Source organism: Enterococcus sp. DIV2379, assembly GCF_050542965.1.
In the GTDB taxonomy this organism is placed as follows: Bacteria; Bacillota; Bacilli; order Lactobacillales; family Enterococcaceae; genus Enterococcus_D; species Enterococcus_D entomosocium.
On sequence record NZ_CP172938.1, the window covers coordinates 304,205 to 324,861 of the forward strand.

The following is a 20,657-nucleotide window of genomic DNA, read 5'->3' on the forward strand; positions in this document are numbered from 1 at the left end:
AGACAAAAAGCATAGAAAGCAGTACAATGTTTGTTAGCCATTCTATGTTTTGTGCAAACGCGTGGAGGTGAAGCCAGTTGACACGAGATGAAGTATTCAAGAAAGTTGCGGTCGTGATCGCCAATCATTTTGAAATTGACGCAGAGAACGTAACGGATACGATGAGCATTAAAGACGACTTGAACGCTGATTCGATCAGTGTGATGGAATTCGTCCTTGAACTAGAAGATGAATTTGGTACCGAGATTTCTGATGAAGATGCCGAGCAGATCGAAACAGTCGGTGGAGCGGTTGATTATATTTCAAGCCATCTTGCTTAAGACAGACATAAGAGCTAAGTCCTAGATGACTTAGCTCTTTCTTTCTCATAATTGATCCGCTGTGATTTGGGCGGCTTTTCTTTAGAATCGAAATCAAAAAAACGATCGTTAAACCTGACATGACGGCGTTGGAAGCATAATGTAAATTTTCTGAAAATTCAGTGTATTAAGTTTTCTGGGACTTGCATTATTGTTAGCATTTCTATATAATTATTAAGAATATATTATACAATGTTAAGAAAGCTTTTGGAAATGAAATGCATGTTCCTTCTTTTTTACATTAAAACGCAAGACATCTTAGAAAGTAGAGAGGGGTATTCGATTGTCCAGAGATAATCAATTACTAGATGTTCAAAACCTTCACACAGGTTTTCGTATCAAAGACGATTACTATGACGCAGTAGATGGTATTTCTTTTACACTGGATCGTAATGAGATCTTAGCAATCGTAGGAGAATCTGGTTGCGGAAAAAGTACGTTGGCTACAACGATCATGGGGCTACATGACCCAAACAACACGAAAATCACTGGGGAAATCTTATATAAAGATTTAAACTTGTCAAACTTAAATGAAACGTTATACAACAAAATTCGCGGAAATGATATTGGGATGATTTTCCAAGATCCGTTGTCTGCACTGAATCCGTTGATGCGGATCGAAGACCAAATCAAAGAAGGTTTGTCTTATCATACAGATATGAATGCCGAACAGCGCCAAGCACGAGCATTAGAATTATTAGAACAAGTTGGGATTCCAAATCCGCCACGTGTAGGACGTCAATACCCTCATGAATTGTCTGGTGGGATGCGTCAGCGGGTCATCATCGCGATCGCGATTGCTTGTAAACCGCCAATCATCATTGCGGATGAGCCAACGACAGCGTTGGACGTGACGATCCAAGCACAGATCCTTGATCTACTAAAAGATTTGCAAGAAGAAACGCAAACGGGGATCATTTTGATCACCCACGATTTAGGTGTCGTAGCAGAGATGGCCGACCGAGTAGCCGTAATGTATGGGGGACAGTTTGTGGAAGTCGCATCAGCCGAAGAGTTGTTTGCCAATCCGAAACATCCATACACCCGCTCATTGCTTAACTCGATCCCTCAAGAAAATTCTCAAGACAGTGAACTGCATGTGATCGAAGGGGTGGTTCCTTCCTTGAAAAATATGCCTCGGACTGGTTGTCGGTTTGCTGCACGGATTCCTTGGATCCCTGAAAGCGACCACGAAGCAAACCCAGTCTTGCATGAAGTAGCACCTGATCATTTGGTCCGTTGCACATGCTACAAGCATTTTCATTTTAGAGACGAAGAAGGAGAAGTGTAGATGACAGAATTAATTACAATCAAAGATCTGAAAGTCCACTATCCTATTCGCAGCGGATTCTTCAACCGCGTCACGGATCACGTGTACGCCGTTGATGGTGTGGACTTCGTCATTGAAAAAGGAAAAACCTACGGATTGGTTGGTGAGTCTGGTTCTGGTAAATCCACAACTGGGAAAGCTATCGTTGGGTTAGAAAAAATCACTAGCGGCGAAATCATTTATGATGGGCAAGACGTGACTAAACGTTCTGTCCGCAAGAAAATGAACTACAACAAAGATGTCCAAATGATTTTCCAAGATTCAATGTCTAGCTTGAATCCTAAAAAACGTGTGGTGGACATTATCGCAGAACCATTGCGCAACTTTGAACGCTTAAGCGATCAAGAAGAGAAAACACGTGTGAAAAGTTTGTTGGATATCGTTGGGATGCCAGAAGATGCCCTATACAAATATCCGCATGAATTCTCTGGCGGACAACGTCAACGGTTAGGGGTTGCCCGTGCGGTAGCTTCCAATCCAAAACTGATCGTCGCCGATGAGCCGGTTTCAGCTCTTGACTTATCCGTGCAAGCACAGGTACTGAACTTTATGAAACGGATCCAGCAAGAATTCGGCTTAAGTTTCTTATTTATCTCTCATGACTTAGGGGTCGTAAAACATATGTGCGACAATATCGCCATCATGTACAAAGGCCGCTTCGTTGAGATCGGGACCCGGGAAGATATCTACCAAGACCCGCGTCACATCTATACAAAACGTTTATTATCAGCGATTCCTCAAATCGACGTAAAAAATCGCGATGCTCACAAAGAAAACCGCCGCAAGGTCGAGTTGGAATATGTGACCCATCAAAAAGATTACTACGACGAATCTGGCAGAGTGTATGACTTGCGTAAAATCACCGAGTCGCACCAAGTCGCATTGAAAAACGGGGGTGCTGAATAATGTGGAAAACAATTCTACGTCGTTTGTTGTTGATGATCCCACAAGTCATTATTTTGAGTATCTTGATTTTCTTGATTGCACAAGCAATGCCTGGGGATCCATTTACTGGTTTGATCAATCCAAACCAAGATCCAGCTGTTATTGAGCGGATGCGTGAAGCCGCTGGTTTGAATGACCCATGGTATACCCAGTATTTCCGTTGGATCGGAAATGCCTTAAAAGGGGACTTTGGACAAAGCTTCATCTTTAAATTGCCTGTTTCAACATTATTAGCAGGACGTATCAGCAATACATTGTGGTTATCCTTATTGACGGTCATTTTGACTTACGTGATTGCCATTCCTTTAGGGATGTGGGCAGGACGTTACCAAAATTCATTGCTTGATAAAGTCGTCGTTGTTTACAACTTCTTCAGTTTCGCCGTACCGTTGTTTATCTTTGCGTTGATCGCATTGTTCATCTTCGGTTACCGATTGGCTTGGTTCCCAACGGGTGGTTCCGTTGCACCGGGGGTCAGCGGCATGGCTGAGTTTTGGAGTCGCTTGTATCACCTACTATTACCGGCAATCACTTCTGCGTTATTAGGAACAGCAGTGACGATCCAATACTTGCGAAGTGAAGTCATTGATTCGAAATCATTGGATTTCGTTCGTACCGCTCGTTCAAAAGGGGTACCAACGAACAAAGTCTTCTCACGTCACGTTTTCCGGAATGCATCGTTGCCGATCGCATCACAAATGGGCTACGAGATCACGTCATTGATCGCAGGTTCTGTGGTCATTGAGAAAATCTTCGCCTACCCAGGTGTCGGAAAACTGTTTATCGATAGTATCGTCCAACGGGACTATGCCGTGATCACTTCACTGACATTGATCTTAGGACTAGCGACCTTGATCGGTACGCTGCTGTCAGATATCATCATGAGTATTGTCGATCCAAGAATCAGAATCCAGTAATAGGAGGGGATAAATGTGTCTGAAAAGAAAGAAAAAGTACTAAAACAAGAGAGCATCCCGCCTATGGGATTGAAAATGATTTTTCGCGAATTCTTAAAAGATAAAATGGCGATTTTTTCATTAGTTTTGTTAGTCGCAGTTTTATTATTCGTGTTTATCGGCTCGGCAGTTATCGATCAATCACAAGTGATGCGTGTCAGCATCCTTGATAAATATGCTGTACCTGGCGCGATTTCGCCAAACGGCGGCACCTACCTTTTAGGGGCGGATGAAGGTGGCCGTGATGTTTGGGGACAATTGATCATCGGTGCGCGTAACTCAATCTTGATTGGTTTTTCAATCACGATCATTACGTCGATCGTTGGGGTCGGATTAGGGATCATCTCAGGTTACTACGGCGGCATCATTGATAACATTTTGATGCGTATCGTTGACTTCGTTATGATTTTGCCGATCATGTTGATCATTATCGTTATCGTATCGATCGTACCTCGTTATAACGTTTGGACCTTTATATGGGTCATGAGTGCCTTTTACTGGGTCGGAAAAGCAAGGCTCTTCCGAAGTAAGACCCTTTCAGAAGGCCGTCGCGACTATGTTAGTGCATCGAAAACCCTCGGAACCAATGACTTTGTCATCATGTTCCGCGAAATCATGCCGAACCTTAGCTCATTGATCATCACCAACTTAACAATGAACTTTGCAGCGAATATCGGTATTGAAACGACACTAACATTCTTAGGTTTTGGTCTGCCGACCAATGTTCCAAGTTTGGGAACACTGATCGGATATGCCAGCAGCGGTGATGTGCTGGTCAACAGACAGTGGATCTGGTTACCCGCATCAATTCTAATTTTAGTCTTGATGTTGAGTATCAATTACGTTGGTCAAGCATTTAAGCGTTCAGCGGATGCGCGTCAACGACTAGGATAAACAAGGAGGATACAGGATGAAGAAAAATATTTTTGGTATGGTCACTCTTTTGTCAGTGTTAGCATTGGCAGCTTGTGGCAGCAACGGCGGCGGAACCGATTCTTCTGGTGGCGGCAATGCAGCAAACGATACGGAAGATGTAAGCAACTTCCCAATCGAAGTTAGCAATGATGCAGAGGCAATCGAAGGTGGTACTTTGGATGTTGCAGTAGTGATGGATACGCAATTCCAAGGGTTGTTCCAAACAGAATTTTATCAAGATAACTATGATGCACAATTTATGTTGCCAAGTAATGAAAGTTTATTCGTCAATGACGCTGATTTCAAAATTGTTGACGGCGGGGCTGCAAATCTTGAGCTAGATGAAGACAACAACACAGCAACAATTACTTTACGCGACAACCTGAAATGGTCTGATGGCGAAGATGTTACGGCAGATGATATCATCTTCACTTACGAAGTAATTGGTAACAAAGATTATACTGGTATTCGTTATGATAGTAACTTTACTAACATTGTTGGTATGGAAGATTACCATGATGGCAAAGCTGATACTATTTCTGGTATCACCAAAGAAGGTGACAAAGTCGTTAAAATCGAATACAAAGAAGTTCACCCTGGTATGATGCAAGCAGGTGGTGGTATTTGGGCTTCTGCATTACCAAAACACGCCTTTGAAGGAATCGAAGTCAAAGATATGGAATCAAGCGATCAAGTTCGTAAAAATCCAATCGTCTTCGGACCATATGTAATGTCAAATATCGTAGCTGGTGAATCCGTAGAGTACGTTCCAAACGAATACTATTATGGAGATAAGCCAAAACTAGATAAATTATCATTTAAAGCAGTTCCAACTTCATCTATTGTTGAAGCGATGAACGCAAAACAATATGATATGGCTTTATCAATGCCGACAGATACGTATCCTACTTATAAAGATACTGATGGTTATCAAATCTTAGGCCGAACAGATACTGCTTACACCTATTTAGGTTTCAAATTAGGTAAATGGAATGCTGATGAAGGAAAAGTAGAATATAATCCTGATTCAAAAATGGCTGACAAATCATTGCGTCAAGCAATGGGGTATGCATTAGATAATGATGCTGTCGGAAGCCGTTTCTACAATGGCTTGCGTACAAATGCAACGACATTGATCCCACCAGTATTTGGCTCATTACACAATACAGATGTTGAAGGTTATACTTTAAACATCGACAAAGCAAATCAATTACTTGATGATGCTGGCTACAAAGATGTCGATGGCGACGGTATGCGTGAAGACAAAAATGGTGAGAAATTGACCATCAACTTTGCTTCAATGTCCGGTGGCGAAACAGCACAACCGTTAGCAGATTACTACATCCAACAATGGAATGAAATCGGACTTGATGTACAATACACAACTGGTCGTTTGATTGACTTCCAAGCATTCTATGACAAATTGGAAAATGATGATCCTGAGATTGATGTTTACCAAGGTGCATGGAATACTGGCTATGACCCATCACCAATGGGCTTGTATGGACCTAACTCTGCGTTCAACTACACTCGTTTTGAATCAGAAGAAAATACGAAATTGCTAGAAGCAATCGATTCAAAAGATTCGTTTGACGAAGCAAAACGTAAAGAAGCGTTTGATGCATGGCAAGAATATGCTGCTGATGAAGCATTTGTTATCCCAACACTTTACCGTAGTGCGGTGTTACCTGTATCAAATCGTGTCAAAGACTTCACATGGGCCTATGATGTGAATTACAATCCTTGGGCAACAATTTCAGTTACAGCTGAATCTCGTTAATCAATGATCGATGAAAAGACGTCCTTTCTGGGACGTCTTTTTTTCCTGTTTTTTTGCGGGTATCTGAGGAAAACAGGCTTTTTTATACAGGAGAAGATTAAGTAGATAAATTTTTATTACAGTCTTTCCAAGAATTTGGAGGAAACATTTCATAATTCGGCAAAAACCAGTATAATAGGGAAGTGTCGATAAACTAATGAAGGAATGTGACAAATGAATACACAATTAACGAAAGAACTAAAAGAAAAGTTTGATATTGTGTTCCATGATGTAGATCTGCTTGAACAAGCGTTTACGCATTCATCTTATGTGAATGAGCACCGCAACTTGCACTTGTCAGATAACGAACGTTTAGAGTTTTTGGGCGATGCTGTCTTAGAGTTGATCGTTTCACGGTATTTGTATCGTGAATTGCCAGATCTGCCCGAAGGTAAGCTGACGAAGCTACGGGCGGCAATCGTTCGCGAAGACAGTTTATCCATGTTTGCCAAAGATTGCCGATTCGATGAATACATTCGTCTAGGCAAAGGGGAAGAAAACTCTGGCGGTCGTAAACGACCTTCTTTGCTTTGTGATCTATTTGAAGCCTTTTTAGGTGCGTTATACTTGGACCAAGGACTGGAAAGTGTCAGCGGCTTTTTGACGAAAGTTGTTTTTCCAAAAGTAAAAGCAGGTGCTTTTTCCCATGAGATGGATCACAAGACCCGCTTGCAAGAAGTCTTGCAACGTGGCGGCGATGTTTCCATCAACTATCGTTTGATCAAAGAAGCAGGCCCCGCCCATGAACGGATTTTTTGGACGGAAGTCTATTGCGATGATACCTTGATCGGAAAAGGACAAGGAAAATCGAAGAAATTATCAGAACAGGACGCCGCGGCGAATGCCTTGGCGGATCTTGAACAGTAAGAGAGGACTGGCGGAGTGTATTTAAAACGAATAGAGATTGCCGGCTTTAAATCCTTTGCCGACCGCACAGTCATTGATTTCGAACATCGTGTGACTGCAGTCGTCGGACCAAATGGCAGCGGCAAGAGCAATATTACCGAAGCGATTCGTTGGGTTTTAGGAGAACAATCTGCCAAAAATCTACGTGGTGGCAAAATGCCTGATGTTATTTTTGCAGGTTCTGACACCCGCAGAGCGCTAAATATAGCGGAAGTGACGATCGTTTTAGACAATAGCGATCATTACTTGCCGATGGATTACAGTGAGATCAGCGTGACTCGCCGCTTGAGAAGAACCGGCGAAAGCGACTTTTTCTTAAATAAACAAGCTTGCCGCTTAAAGGACATCCAAGAGTTATTTATGGACTCTGGGCTGGGGAAAGAATCATTTTCGATCATTTCCCAAGGCAAGGTAGAAGCAATTTTCAGCAGCAAACCAGAAGACCGTCGTGGGATTTTTGAAGAAGCGGCGGGGGTATTGAAGTACAAACAGCGGAAAAAGAAAGCCGAGCAAAAGTTGTTTGAAACGGAAGACAATTTAAGCCGTCTACAAGATATCATTTATGAACTAGAAGATCAGTTGGTGCCTTTGGCAGCCCAAAGTGACGCAGCCAACCGTTTTTTAGCGTTAAAAGAAAAATTGACGACGGTTGATGTGGCCTATGCGGTCTTAGAGATCACGAAAGCAAAAGAAGCGTGGGAGACAGCCAAAGCTCAACTGAGTACCTTTAACCAAGAACTGGCGCAGATTTCCGAAAAGATCAACCAAGGGGAACTGTCGTTACATTCTTTGCGGCAACAACGTACTGCTTTTGATGAAACGTTGGAGCGTTTGAATCAGCAGCTTTTAGAGGTCACCGAAGGACTGAAGCAAGCCGAAGGGCAAAAAGAAGTCTTGGATGAACGTTCAAAGCATACGCAAAAAAGCTCTGCCGAATACCAAGAAACTTTAGAGGAAGTCACTGAGCGGGTCACGCTTTTAAATGAAGAAAAAGCGGAACTGATTGGCTTGCTTTCACAAAAGAATCGGAGTGTGCAGGAAGTTGAAGCAGCGATGCTGGCGTGTCAGCAAGAGCGGGAAAAGTACCAACGTTCAGCAAAAGAAATCATTGAAGAATTGCGTAGCCAATATGTCGAAGCCATGCAAGAGCAGGCAACGATCGGAAACGAATTGAAATACTTGGAGCGTCAATACCAGCAAGAAGCCGCGAAAAATCAAACGGCGTTGAGCAAGCAGACGCAAATGAATACGTCGTTGAAAGAAAAGACGACGGAAGCGCAAATCGTGGAAGAACAGCTAACGCAGGCTAAGGCGATTTTAGAAGAACAACGCAAGCAATACATCCATCTTCAAGAAAAAGCCCAGACCAACAAAAAACGCTTTGATGAAGAACAAAAGAAAATGTATCAGTTAATGAGTCAAGTGCAGCAAGTACGTGCGAAACAGCGCAGTCTGCAAGATATTCAAGAAAATTATAGCGGTTTTTATCAAGGCGTTCGCTTGATTTTGAAAAACAAACAACAGATCAGCGGCATCGTTGGCGCAGTAGCGGAGTTGATCGATGTGCCACAAGACTATACCGTGGCGATCGAGACCGCACTAGGCGCCGCTGCACAGCATGTCGTCGTTGAAAATGAACGAGATGCACGGGCAGCCATCACGTATTTGAAAGAAAATCGCGGCGGTCGTGCCACTTTCTTACCGTTGACGACCATCAAAGCCCGTCATTTGCCAGATTATGCCCGCAATCAAGCTAAGCAAGTGTCTGGCTTTATCGGTGTTGCCAGCGAATTGGTCCAGTCGCCTGAACACATCCAAACCATTACGGATAACTTGTTAGGCAGTATCTTGATTGCCGAAGACTTGCAAAGTGCCAATGCGTTAGCACGGGCATTGAACTATAGCTATCGGGTCGTTTCTTTAGAAGGGGATGTCATGAATGCTGGCGGTTCCATGACGGGTGGCGCAACGAAGAAAAATGCCGGTAGTTTGTTTAGCCAAAGCAATGAGCTGCAACAATTGACGGCACAAGCGGCACAACTGGATGAGCGGCTTTTAAAAACGGAAAAGCAAGTCCAGCATTTTGAAGCAGCGACCAAAGAAGCACAAGCAGCACTAGAAGAATTGCGGACGCAAGGGGAACAGGCTCGTATGACGGAGCATGAGCTGCAAAGCCGCTTACAAAATCTTGAGAATGACCTGAGCCGCTTGAAGCAAGAGCAGCAAGTGTTTGATTTTGAACATCGCGAAGTGCAAGCCTTCTTTGAAGAATATGATGAGAAGAAGACGAGTTTGGAAGAACAGCAAAAGAATATTGCGGCGCAATTGGCGAAAATCGATCAAGATATTCATCAAATGAATGCCGAAGAAGACTTGATCGAGGAAAAACGCCAAACCTTAGCACAAGAAAGTGCGCGCTTGCAGGCAGCTTTCGCCGTTCAAAAAGAACAAGTGGCGCATTTGCAGCAAAAAATTGCCGCTACGAATCAAGCATTGGAAGAAAACGAAGCGCGTCAGCACTCCTTAGAACGGCAGTTAGCTGCCTTGACAAGTAACGTCAGCGATCATGAGTTCTCAGAAGAAAACATTCTTCAGCGAATTGAAGCATTCACAAAAACCAAGCAGCAGGTAACAGCGGAATTGACGGTGATTCGTGAACAACGGCAAGTGGTTCAACAAGAAATCGGCGCATTAGACGAAGCCCTGAGTGCTGAAAACTTAACGCAAAAAGAAAAGCTGTCAGAAAAAACTGAAGTTGAGATCGAAAAAAATCGCGCAGAATTGGTGATGGACAATCGCTTGTTGTATTTACAAGAAGAATACAATCTTACCTTTGAAAAGGCCGCGCAAGATTTTTCTGAAATCGAGGATGCAGATCAAGCCAAAGTCGACATTCAGGAACTAAAACAAGCGATCGAACAAATTGGTCCAGTCAATTTAAATGCGATCGAACAATATGAGCAAGTCAATCAACGGCATTTGTTCTTGACGAGTCAGCGAGACGATCTGCTGTCGGCTAAAGCACAGCTGTTTGATACGATGTCTGAAATGGATGAAGAAGTCAAAACCCGTTTCGGCGAAGTCTTCGATGCGATTCGTCTGCAATTCAAACAAGTATTTCCTAATATGTTTGGCGGCGGTCATGCGGAATTAGTCTTAACAGATCCGAAAGATTTATTGAACACTGGGATTGAGATCGAGGCCCAACCACCGGGCAAGAAATTGCAAAACCTCAGCTTGCTATCAGGGGGCGAACGGGCACTGACTGCGATTGCGTTATTGTTTTCCATTATTCAAGTTCGTCCAGTACCGTTTTGTGTGCTTGACGAAGTGGAAGCAGCATTGGATGAAGCCAATGTCTCTCGTTTCGGTCATTACTTGAGTGCTTTCCAAAATGATACACAGTTTATCGTCGTAACTCACCGTAAAGGAACGATGGAGGCAGCAGATGTGTTGTATGGTGTGACCATGCAAGAATCTGGAGTGTCGAAGACCGTGTCCGTGCGCTTAGAAGAAGTGCGTGAAGGCGGTAGTTTTGCAGCAGATCAAGCATAGAGGAGGAATGGTATGATTAAACTGATTGCGATCGATTTAGACGGAACGTTATTGAATGACAAAAAAGAAGTGACTCCTCGCAACAAAGAGGTACTTGCTCGTGCCAAAGCACAAGGCGTGAAAATCGTTATTTGTACCGGACGTCCATTACGGGCGATCCGTCCCTATTTAGAAGAATTATCGCTGAAAGAACCCGGCGACTATAGCATCACCTTTAACGGCGGTTTGGTTCAAAAAAATGAGACTGGCGAGATCATTGAAAAAGCAGCGATGCAGCTGGCAGATATCCATGAATTGGTTTCAGTGGCGGAAGACTTAAATTTGCCTCTAGACGTGGTATCAGAAGAGATCGTCTTGAGTTTGCCGACTTCAGCAGCGCATCCATCGATTTATGGCTCCTTGAATCCTTTATTGGATTGTCGTCCTTTTGCCGTAGCTGATCTGGATGAATCGATGCTCTATAATAAAGCGGTGATCGCCTACCATCAGGAAGTTTTGGATCCTAAGATCCCTGAGATTTCCTCAGAGATCCGCGAGAAATATGAAATCATCAAAAGCCGGAATAACCTGTTGGAATTTATGCCTAAAGGAATCACCAAAGCCTATGGTATCAGCCTATTGGCGCAAGATTTAGGGATCAAGCAAGAAGAAGTGATGGCGATCGGTGATGAAGAAAATGACTTGCCGATGATTCGCTATGCAGGGATTGGCGTAGCGATGGCCAATGCCGTGCCAATCATTAAAGAAGCGGCTGACGTTGTCACCCTTTCAAACCAAGAAGACGGTGTGGCAGCAGTGATTGAAGAATATGTCTTAAAAGGAGGTGCGTAAGATGGGATTTTTTGACAAAATCAAAAAAGCGCTGATTGGAGAAACCAAAGAAGCAGAGCAAGAAATCGACAAACCGATAGTCGATGCTGACTCACCAGAGGCACAGCGTTCAGAAGAAAGCCAGCCAGCACAAACTCCTGCTGAACAAGGCGCTTCAGAACCAGTGGCACCTGCAGAAGCCGCCGACTCCAGTGATTTGGAGGCAGAGCAAGAAACTGCGGAAGTGTCCCCGCAGCAAGAAGCAACGACAGCGAATAAAGGAGAAGAGGCACCAAGTATTCCAGAAGAAGTGGCTAAGGATACACCATCAGAGGAAGTACCAGCTTCTGAACCAATCCTTCAAGCAGCGCCAGAGACGGAAAGTGTGCAGGACAAATACACCAAAGGATTGACGAAATCACGGAAAACCTTTGGGCAACGGATGAACGAATTGTTTGCCAACTTCCGTACGGTGGACGAAGACTTCTTCGAAGAAGTGGAAGAAACGCTGATCGGCGCAGACGTCGGCTTTGATGCGGCGATGAAGATCGCGGATGCATTGAGACAAGAAGTCAAATTGCGTAATGTGAAGAAAACGGCAGATGTCCAAAATGTCATCATCGAAAAATTGGTTGACCTATATGGGGAAGCGGGTGTCGGTGAAGTCAACGAGTTGAACATGCAACCGGGGTTGACCGTCATTTTATTTGTTGGCGTGAACGGTGTTGGAAAAACCACCAGCATCGGGAAATTAGCCCATCAATTCAAAGCCGAAGGCAAGAAAGTCTTATTGGCTGCAGCGGATACTTTCCGTGCCGGTGCCATCGATCAATTAGTGGTCTGGGGTGAACGGGCTGGGGTTGAAGTCGTTCGTGGCAATGCAGGAGGCGATCCAGCAGCGGTTGTGTTTGATGCGATGGAGCGCGCAAAACGAGAAAATGCTGACGTTTTATTAGTAGATACCGCTGGTCGTTTGCAAAACAAAGTCAATTTGATGAACGAATTAGAAAAAATCAAACGGATCATTCAGCGAGTGGACCCAACGGCCCCTCATGAAGTCTTGCTCGTGTTGGATGCAACAACGGGGCAAAATGCCATGAATCAAGCAAAACAGTTTAAAGAGACGACGGATGTTTCTGGCCTCGTCTTAACCAAACTTGATGGCACAGCTAAAGGAGGGATCGTCTTGGCGATCCGTAACGAGCTGCGGCTGCCAGTCAAATTAGTGGGACTTGGAGAAGGCATTAACGATTTAGAACCATTTGATCCAAATGAATTTGTCGTCGGCTTATTCAAAGGCTTGATCAAAGAATAAAAAAAGAAGAGCCCTGTGTCAGGTCAAATACCTGCACATGGCTCTCCTTTATTGTTGCTTTTGTGAGATCAAAGGGAAGAGAAAACGGGTCGTCGTCTCTTTCCATGAGCTTGACTTGTGACGGAAAGCTGAGAACACTTGGCGTGGCAAATGTGGGTACAGCGATGCACGACTTTGCCAAAAATCAGGAAAAGCAGTTTGAACGATTCGTTTTCTTCTGCACTGTCTAAAAACTTTGGGAAGTATCAGGCAGAATACAACGAGTTGAACGAGGGGGAAAGATTATTTCTTAAGTTCCCCTTGGCGCTCAGTGATCATTTTTTCCAAGTTGTTCAACGTATCGATATCTTTATTGGTTTCGATAAAGTTCGTAATCAAATTCAATAAAGATTGATCAGACAATTCTGCTGCTAAGAAGTCTTCTTGGGTCACATTCGGAGAATACAACCGAGTCAAAACAGTACCGCTGTAGCCGATATCTGCTACTTTCAATAAGTCGTGGTTTTTTAGTTTACGTACGACTGCTTGAATGGTATTCTTGCTTAGATCTTGCTGTTGGACAGCAATGTCATTTGCAGAAAGAGGTTTGTCTGAATTCCAGAAGATATTCATGATTTGACGTTCGCGTTTGGTAAGATTAAGTGGCTTCATTCACTATTCTTCCTTTCAAAAAAGAGTAATATGGACATAATAATTTACTGTTCTATAAGCAGTATACTTTATTTTGAAGGTAAATATCAAATTTATTCAAGTATTTTATAAATTCTTGGTAATTTTAGTAAGAGATATTACAAGTGAGGAGCAAATTTCTGCATTTTTCACCATTTTTCACTATAATAGATGGAAAGAAACAGAATATAAGAAAAAAATAGTAGAAGAACATAGAGGGCAGTCGAATGAAAATAAAAACATTGTTATCACATAAAGAGCTTTTTCCCTATTTATTGAAAGGACGCTATGGGATTGAGCGTGAAGCGCAACGGGTGCGGCTCGATGGGACGTTCGCGGGAACCGATCATCCGAAAGCGCTGGGCAATCGGCGCTTCCATCCGTATATCCAAACAGATTTTGCGGAAAATCAACTGGAACTGATCACGCCGGTCGCTGATTCAGTGGATGAATTGTTCCGTTTTTTAGGGGCTATTCATGATGTGGCGTATCGTTCGATGTCAGCAGAAGAAATGCTCTGGCCATTGAGTATGCCACCGGCTTTACCAGAAAAAGAAGAAGACATCGTCATTGCTAAATTAGACCAATTTGAAGATGTGCTCTATCGCCGCTATTTAGCTAAAACATATGGTCGCCGTAAGCAAATGGTCAGTGGGATTCATTTCAATTTCGAATTTGCGGAAGACTTTTTGCAGCAGCTGTATGCTTTGTCTGAAACGAAGGAAAGCTTCCAGACGTTTAAAACCGCACTTTATTTGAAAGTAACTCGCAATTATTTGCACTATCGCTGGTTTTTGACGTATTTCTTTGGGGCGACTCCTGCTTCAGAAGCCAACTATTTTACGACAGAAAACGGACCGCAAGAACCAGTCCGCAGTATTCGCAATAGCCGTTATGGCTACACGAATCACGAAGACGTCAAGGTATCTTACGCTTCGTTAGAGACCTATCTTGCAGATATTGCCAAATTAGTGGAGACGGGAAAGCTTTCAGAAGAAAAAGAATTCTATGCGCCAGTGCGTCTACGTGGGGGAAAACGGGTCGCAGATTTAGCCTCAGCGAGTATCCGTTATATTGAGTTAAGAAATATTGACATCGATCCCTTTGCCCGCTATGGGATTTCCAAAGAGCAAGTCGCATTCTTGCATTTCTTCTTATTGTTTTTAAGTACAAAAGAAGAAGGTAGCGATGCGGATGCGTGGATCGAAGAGGGCAATCAGAAAAATGATCAGGTCGCATTAGAACATCCGCTTGCACCTTTGACTTATCAGCAAGAAGCGCAAGCGCTGATTGCTGAAATGATGGACTTTGCCCAAGCCCTTGAGCTGCCGCATCCGCCATTTTTGGATCAGCTTTCTGAGATGCTGGCTGAACCAGAAAGAACCTTCGCTGGACGTCTTTTCTCAGCGAGTCAAGCAACCAGCCAAGCGCAGACAGCAACATTGCTGGGACAATCGTATCATCAAGCTGCTTGGGAAAAACCGTATCAATTGGCTGGTTTTCGAGCAATGGAATTGTCGACCCAGATTCTCTTGTTCGATGCGATCCAAAAAGGTATCGAAGTGACGGTACTGGATGAAACGGATCAGTTCTTGAAATTAGCCGTGAAAGACCACATCGAATATATTAAAAATGCCAATATGACCAGTAAGGATCAGTACATCGTCCCATTGATCATGGCGAATAAAACGGTCACCAAAAAAATCTTAGCCGAAAATGGCTTTCATGTACCAGGTGGTGCTGAATTCGCTTCGGCAGAAGAAGCGATCGCGTTTTATCCGCAAATCGCCCACAGCGGGTTTGTGGTAAAACCGAAAACCACCAACTATGGGATCGGTATCTCGATTTTCAAAGAAGGCGCCTCTTTAGAGGATTATCAAGCGGCGGTCGCCATTGCCTTTGCGGAAGATGATTCGATCCTCGTTGAGACCTTTTTATCAGGGACGGAATATCGGTTCTTCGTGATCGATGGGCGAGTCGATGCGATTTTATTACGTATCCCAGCCAATGTCGTGGGCGACGGCAAGCGCACGATCACGGAACTCGTCGCAGAGAAAAATCTCGATCCATTGCGCGGCACCCATCATCGGACTCCATTAGAGTTGATCCAATTAGGGGAACTGGAACAACTGATGTTAAAAGAGCAAGGGTATCAAGTGGATTCAGTGCCGGAAGAGGGGCAGATCGTTTATCTGCGAGAAAACTCGAATATCAGTACTGGCGGTGATTCTATCGATGTAACGGATGACTTCAACGATGACTACAAACAAGTAGCAGTCGATGCGGTCGCCGCATTACAAGCGTCTATCAGTGGAATCGATCTGATTATTCCAGATAAAACCAAGCCAGCCAATGAACCGGGGGCTTATGGAATCATTGAAGCCAATTTCAACCCAGCGATGCATATGCACGTTTATCCATACAGCGGGAAAGGCCGACGCTTAACTATGTCTGTTTTACGCCTGTTGTTCCCTGAAGTCTTCGAAAGCTGATGGAAGCTTAGAGAGCAAAGAACTGCACACTCTGGAAGGTGATTCCCTTCGAAAGTGTGCAGTCTTTTTTATTAGGATTCAAAAGCAGCGATCTCAATCGTTTGTTTTGTTTCTTCCACCTTGAGACCCGTTCGGGCTTCCCACCATTGTTTCATTTCTTTTTCATACGTGGTAGGAAAACGTTGGATCAAGGTCAATAACGGTACACCTTGAATCGAGGCATAGGGAAAGTTTAAAACGAGATTGTACTTCAGTTCCGACAGGAGGCTATAATATTGAAACATCATAAAGTTCATTTCATTCTGATCCTCCAGTAGGAGTACTTTCGGAGCGCGATCCAGCATAAAACCCAAGCTGCGCATCATGAACAATACGCCATCCAGATGGCTCGATTCGATCGTAGGGGCCGTTTTCAACAAATCGATATGCAAATCCAAAGCATCAAGCAGTTCTTTCTTTAATGAAAGGTAGGGCGGTGTTGATTGTTCCATGATAGTTCCTCCTTTTAATGGAAAAGACGTTTCCAAAATGACGTTTTCTCTGGTTGTTCGTGCTCTTTATCTGATGGAGCGGCAGCTGCAGGGTATTTTTTTTCGATATCGATGACGTCTTGATTGACGGCTTCTTTCCCGGCAATCAGCAAGCCGATACTGTCTGGACCGGCATCTTGGGCATCGGAGACGATCCGAAATTCCATCTGTTGTTTGGTCAGTAAAGTGATGTAATCGGTCTGGATCGATTCTGGCAATTTTCCGTTGAGCAGCACGAGCGCACCTTGATAATCTGGTAAGGCGTTCAAGAGCGTTTTCTGGTTGTCCTTCTTCTTCATTTCTGTTACTGTCATACTAAGATAACACCGTTCACGAAACGTGCCTAAATACTTGCGCTGTTCATCTGGGTTGACGCGAGGCGTCCCATACATTCCTGTATCAAGGCGTTTTTCTAATTCGTCTGACATTGAAGTATCCTCCTCAAAGCGTTTACTTATGCTTATTATAGCATATCCAACAAATAGCAAAAGAGGGGTGCGATCGTGAGAGAGTTCTGATAGAAAGTAGGGATCCTATGACAACAAAAGAACGACATTTGCTATTATTAGCAGAAAATCAGCGGTTGGAGACACCGAGGCTGCTCTTGCGCCCCGTTTCCTTGGCGGATGCAGCAGACATGTTTGCCTATGCAAATGATGAAGAAACGACGACCTTCGTCTTTGCTAGACATGGGTCGGTTGACGAAACAAAACTGCGCATTGCCGAGTATTTTGTTGCTGCACCCTTAGGGAAATATGCGATCGAAGAAAAAGACTCAGGCAAAATGATCGGGACCATCGATTTACGGGTGGAATCTGAAAAAGAGATCGCTGAGCTTGGTTATACATTAAGTCGCGATTACTGGGGGCAAGGGATCATGCCAGAAGCGGCAATGACACTGCTGCATTTTGGTTTTGAAACACTCGAATTGATTCGGATTTTTGCTCGACATGATGCTCGAAATCCCAAGTCTGGACGGGTCATGGAGAAAATTGGGATGAAATTGGAAGCAACGATCCCAGCTGCCCGCAAATCGGGTGAAGAAATCATCGATGAAGTCACGCGCGGCATCACGCTGGAGGAATGGAAAAAACGTATTATGTAAAGGAGGGCTCTCGTCATGGAACTGAACATTGAGCCAGCAGCAATTGAAAAAATAACCTCTTATGTACAGCCAGATGATCGTCTCTATTTGGATTTTGAAGACGGCGTCGGTCCGTTTCCTGCAACGGAGATCACCTGCCGTTTGGACATCCATTTTCGCCTGATCATCGTGCCACAGAGCTATCCAGAAGAAGGATTGGCGATCTACGACACCCCTTTAACGACACCCTTAGGCACGATTTGGTTGAAGCAAGGGGCTCAGGTGTATTTAGAAGAACAGACTCGGATGCAGGTGGAACCGACCTATCAACGGTTGCAATTGGTGGGAAATAGCGGGATCTTAGCTAATGATGTCCAATTGTTACGGATCGAAAAGCAGACGGCAGGCCGCTGATATGGGCACGCTGGCGGTTATTAGCGACTTGCACGTCGATATCAACCAATTATTCGACCCCCATCTGCAGCTGATCGCTGATTATTTGCAGCAAAATCAGGTGACCCATCTGCATCTGGCAGGAGATGTGGCGAATAAAAAGCAAAGGCTATTAGACGTGGTCGCATTTTTTCAAAGTCGACAGGTGCCAACGACCTTTCACTGGGGCAATCATGAAATGGTGGACTTGACGGAACAAGAGATCGAGGCTTTCGATGATCCCGCCTTTCTTAATTTTCAGACGTATCGCTTATCAGAAAAAACACTGCTGTTGGGAATCAATGGCTGGTATGACTACCAATATTCTGATCTGACCAGTGAATCTGAGATCTTGCGGCTGAAAAATTTGTTTTGGTATGACCGCATGATTCAGCGAAAGGGATCGGATAAGGAAATCAGCCAAGCCATCAATGAGCGTTTAGCGGAAACATTGGCCCGTTTGCCGCAAGACCAAGAAATTCTTCTTTCTACCCATTTTGTGCCCCAAGAAGCGTTTATTGTTCGTCAGACCGGCAAGTATGCCCGCTGGAATCACCTAAATGCGTTTTTAGGGTCGCCCGATTTTGGCGCAGTGATCGACCGCTACGCCAATGTTCGGGCAGTTGTCTTTGGGCATACCCATCGACGCTTTGAGAAAAAAGAACTTGCGGGAACCAGCTACTATTGCCGCCCCTTCGGCTACTATTATGAATGGCAGTTGACCCGCCGGTTCGTTATGGAAAATCACTTAGCAGAAGCATATTCGCCAACGAAAGTTCGGACGCTGCTGCGAAACCATCATGAGGCATTTGAGGACTATAAAACGACGCATCTTTTAGAAGAATTGGCGCAAGCGATCACACTACTGCCGTATTAGCGCAGCAACCGAGTCCTGCTTGTTTTCGTAATTGAATTTCCAAGCAATTTAAACCATTAGAAGAAAAACACAAAGGAGAAAAATTATGACATTTGAAGAAATCTTACCAGAATTAAAAGCCGGCAAAAAAATCATCCGTGAAGGTTGGGGCGGTTTTGAACTTTATGTGACATTCGTTGAAGGCGAAGTGTACGACAATGCCCCAGTCACCCCTTACTTTTTGATCAAAACAGCAGATGAGGGATTCTCGAGTTTCGCACCGACTGTTTGCGACATTCTTGCGGAAGATTGGAAAATCGTGGAATGACAGCATCGTGGATCGATGACAAAACGATTGTGTTTGTCACAGGAGCTGCTTCAGGCATCGGCAGAGCGCAAGCAGAGGCGTTTCTTGCAGAAGGCGCTCAAGTATTTGGGGTTGACTGCCAATCGTTTCCTGATACGCTTTTAGCCCAGCCCCGCTTTTTCGGCACGTGTTGCGATTTAGCGGTGGAAGAAAATTGTCTTGCAGCGGTCCAAGCTTGTGTTACACACTTTGGTGGCATGACGATCTTGTTGAATACAGCCGGGAAACTAGATGGCTATCATACGATCGCTGAGACGACATCAATGGAGTGGGAGGAGATATTTCAAACCAATGTCTCCAGCATGTTTTATTTAACGAAAGAAATTTTGCCGCTGATGCAAGCCAATGGTGGCGGAACGATCATTAATATGGCGTCGATCGCTGGAATGGTCGCAGGTGGAGGTGGGATCGCTTATACAACCGCAAAACACGCGATCGTCGGGTTTACCAAACAGTTGGCATTGGATGTTGCAGATCAAGGGATCTCGGTGAAGGGCATCGCGCCAGGTGCGATTCAAACGCCGATGAATGCGGCTGATTTTGCCGGTGACGGAAAAATGGCGCAATGGGTGGCAGAGGAGACGCCGGTCAAGCGTTGGGCGCAACCAGAAGAAGTTGCAGCGCTGACCCTTTTTCTTGCCAGCCCGCAAGCTAGTTACTTGCAGGGGGCGATCGTGCCCATCGACGGTGGTTGGACCTTGAAATAACTAGCCTGAGCCCATTAGAGGAGGACGCCAATGAAGGAACAAGCGATCCAGAACTTGTTTGCAAAAAATCGTGAATGTCGACAACTGCTTACGATCATTGAAGCGTTACAGCTGCCGGATTGCTGGCTGTGTGCCGGGTACCTGCGGAATTATTTATGGGGTTTTCTCAGCGGAAAAATAGCGGAGGTGCCGATAACCGATATTGATGTCGTGTTTTATGATCCGACTGTAAGCGTAGAAGAAACAGCGGCGATCGAAGCGCAACTGCGCCGTTCGTTTCCCGAATTTCCTTGGGAGGTTCGAAATCAAGCATTGATGCACCAGCACAACTTTGCCGAGGAACCCACTTATACAAGTACCTTCGATGCTTTAACGAAGTTTCCAGAGCGTTGTACAGCGGTGGCGGCACGAATGAAACAAGGCGAGATTGAATTGATGGCGCCTTTCGGTTGGCAGGATGTTTGCAGTTTTCGGGTGCGTCCAACACCGCATTTCGCCCAAAATGACCAGTACCTTGCGGTTTACCGACAACGCCAAGCGAAGAAGCAGTGGCAGAAAGTTTGGCCGCAGTTGTTGATTGAAGAGATCGACAACTAAAAAAGAACACTCG

The 20,657-nt window shown here is 44.5% G+C and carries 20 protein-coding genes; 17 read left to right on the plus strand and 3 right to left on the minus strand.

Annotation, left to right across the window (positions count from 1 at the left end):
- The first annotated feature begins 77 nt into the window (after positions 1 to 77).
- The 10 genes from acpP (at position 78) to ftsY (ending at position 12,910) form a co-directional block, all read left to right on the plus strand.
- Entirely contained in the window at positions 78 to 320 is a 243-nt protein-coding gene (acpP, locus tag IGI92_RS01470) for an acyl carrier protein (protein WP_005227129.1), read from the plus strand.
- 322 nt (positions 321 to 642) lie between these two features.
- Positions 643 to 1,650 (plus strand): ABC transporter ATP-binding protein, encoded by a 1,008-nt coding sequence (locus IGI92_RS01475; protein WP_005232494.1) that lies wholly within the window; start codon positions 643 to 645, stop codon positions 1,648 to 1,650.
- Entirely contained in the window at positions 1,651 to 2,595 is a 945-nt protein-coding gene (locus tag IGI92_RS01480) for an ABC transporter ATP-binding protein (RefSeq protein WP_005232492.1), read from the plus strand.
- Positions 2,595 to 3,551: an oligopeptide ABC transporter permease gene (gene opp4B, locus IGI92_RS01485; RefSeq protein ID WP_005227132.1), complete on the plus strand. Its 957-nt coding sequence runs from the start codon at positions 2,595 to 2,597 to the stop codon at positions 3,549 to 3,551. The genes IGI92_RS01480 and opp4B overlap by 1 nt, the downstream gene beginning before the upstream one ends.
- Positions 3,552 to 3,614: 63 nt before the next feature.
- A complete protein-coding gene (locus IGI92_RS01490; RefSeq protein WP_153883525.1) occupies positions 3,615 to 4,484 on the plus strand; it encodes an ABC transporter permease in 870 nt (289 codons plus the stop codon).
- Between the two features lie 16 nt (positions 4,485 to 4,500).
- The gene (locus IGI92_RS01495; RefSeq protein ID WP_430607726.1) at positions 4,501 to 6,285 is read left to right on the plus strand and encodes an oligopeptide ABC transporter substrate-binding protein; all 1,785 of its coding nucleotides are present in this window, start codon (positions 4,501 to 4,503) and stop codon (positions 6,283 to 6,285) included.
- A 213-nt stretch (positions 6,286 to 6,498) separates the two neighbouring features.
- A complete protein-coding gene (gene rnc / locus IGI92_RS01500) occupies positions 6,499 to 7,191 on the plus strand; it encodes a ribonuclease III (RefSeq protein ID WP_005227136.1) in 693 nt (230 codons plus the stop codon).
- A 15-nt stretch (positions 7,192 to 7,206) separates the two neighbouring features.
- Positions 7,207 to 10,785 (plus strand): chromosome segregation protein SMC, encoded by a 3,579-nt coding sequence (smc, locus tag IGI92_RS01505; RefSeq protein WP_430607728.1) that lies wholly within the window; start codon positions 7,207 to 7,209, stop codon positions 10,783 to 10,785.
- Between the two features lie 12 nt (positions 10,786 to 10,797).
- Positions 10,798 to 11,616, plus strand: coding sequence for a Cof-type HAD-IIB family hydrolase (locus tag IGI92_RS01510; protein WP_016619609.1), 819 nt, complete (start codon positions 10,798 to 10,800; stop codon positions 11,614 to 11,616).
- Position 11,617: 1 nt separating this feature from the next.
- The gene (gene ftsY / locus IGI92_RS01515; RefSeq protein WP_087664795.1) at positions 11,618 to 12,910 is read left to right on the plus strand and encodes a signal recognition particle-docking protein FtsY; all 1,293 of its coding nucleotides are present in this window, start codon (positions 11,618 to 11,620) and stop codon (positions 12,908 to 12,910) included.
- A gap of 282 nt (positions 12,911 to 13,192) precedes the next feature.
- Here the strand turns inward: ftsY and IGI92_RS01520 are convergent, their stop codons facing one another.
- Positions 13,193 to 13,561, minus strand: a complete 369-nt coding sequence (locus IGI92_RS01520; RefSeq protein ID WP_005227140.1) for a BlaI/MecI/CopY family transcriptional regulator — start codon at positions 13,559 to 13,561, stop codon at positions 13,193 to 13,195.
- Between the two features lie 245 nt (positions 13,562 to 13,806).
- On the opposite strand from IGI92_RS01520, the gene gshAB reads away from it, so the two are divergent.
- Entirely contained in the window at positions 13,807 to 16,071 is a 2,265-nt protein-coding gene (gene gshAB / locus IGI92_RS01525; RefSeq protein ID WP_430607730.1) for a bifunctional glutamate--cysteine ligase GshA/glutathione synthetase GshB, read from the plus strand.
- A gap of 71 nt (positions 16,072 to 16,142) precedes the next feature.
- Here gshAB and IGI92_RS01530 read toward each other — a convergent pair whose 3' ends face one another.
- Complete coding sequence (locus tag IGI92_RS01530; RefSeq protein ID WP_005232469.1) at positions 16,143 to 16,562, minus strand: hypothetical protein; 420 nt, start codon at positions 16,560 to 16,562, stop codon at positions 16,143 to 16,145.
- A 14-nt stretch (positions 16,563 to 16,576) separates the two neighbouring features.
- Positions 16,577 to 17,029 carry a YueI family protein gene (locus IGI92_RS01535; RefSeq protein ID WP_005232467.1) on the minus strand — a complete coding sequence of 151 codons (453 nt, stop codon included), beginning with the start codon at positions 17,027 to 17,029 and terminating at the stop codon, positions 16,577 to 16,579.
- Positions 17,030 to 17,136: 107 nt separating this feature from the next.
- Between IGI92_RS01535 and IGI92_RS01540 the strand changes: the two genes are divergently transcribed.
- The 6 genes from IGI92_RS01540 (at position 17,137) to IGI92_RS01565 (ending at position 20,644) form a co-directional block, all read left to right on the plus strand.
- Complete coding sequence (locus IGI92_RS01540) at positions 17,137 to 17,706, plus strand: GNAT family N-acetyltransferase (protein ID WP_005232465.1); 570 nt, start codon at positions 17,137 to 17,139, stop codon at positions 17,704 to 17,706.
- Between the two features lie 15 nt (positions 17,707 to 17,721).
- Positions 17,722 to 18,099, plus strand: coding sequence for an iron-sulfur cluster biosynthesis family protein (locus tag IGI92_RS01545; RefSeq protein ID WP_005232463.1), 378 nt, complete (start codon positions 17,722 to 17,724; stop codon positions 18,097 to 18,099).
- A gap of 1 nt (position 18,100) precedes the next feature.
- Positions 18,101 to 18,994, plus strand: a complete 894-nt coding sequence (locus IGI92_RS01550; RefSeq protein WP_005232461.1) for a metallophosphoesterase — start codon at positions 18,101 to 18,103, stop codon at positions 18,992 to 18,994.
- 85 nt (positions 18,995 to 19,079) lie between these two features.
- Positions 19,080 to 19,301 (plus strand): DUF2829 domain-containing protein, encoded by a 222-nt coding sequence (locus IGI92_RS01555; protein ID WP_005227147.1) that lies wholly within the window; start codon positions 19,080 to 19,082, stop codon positions 19,299 to 19,301.
- Positions 19,298 to 20,047 carry a 3-oxoacyl-ACP reductase gene (locus tag IGI92_RS01560; protein WP_005232459.1) on the plus strand — a complete coding sequence of 250 codons (750 nt, stop codon included), beginning with the start codon at positions 19,298 to 19,300 and terminating at the stop codon, positions 20,045 to 20,047. The genes IGI92_RS01555 and IGI92_RS01560 overlap by 4 nt, the downstream gene beginning before the upstream one ends.
- A 30-nt stretch (positions 20,048 to 20,077) precedes the next feature.
- Positions 20,078 to 20,644 carry a nucleotidyltransferase family protein gene (locus IGI92_RS01565; RefSeq protein ID WP_430607733.1) on the plus strand — a complete coding sequence of 189 codons (567 nt, stop codon included), beginning with the start codon at positions 20,078 to 20,080 and terminating at the stop codon, positions 20,642 to 20,644.
- Positions 20,645 to 20,657: the final 13 nt, after the last annotated feature.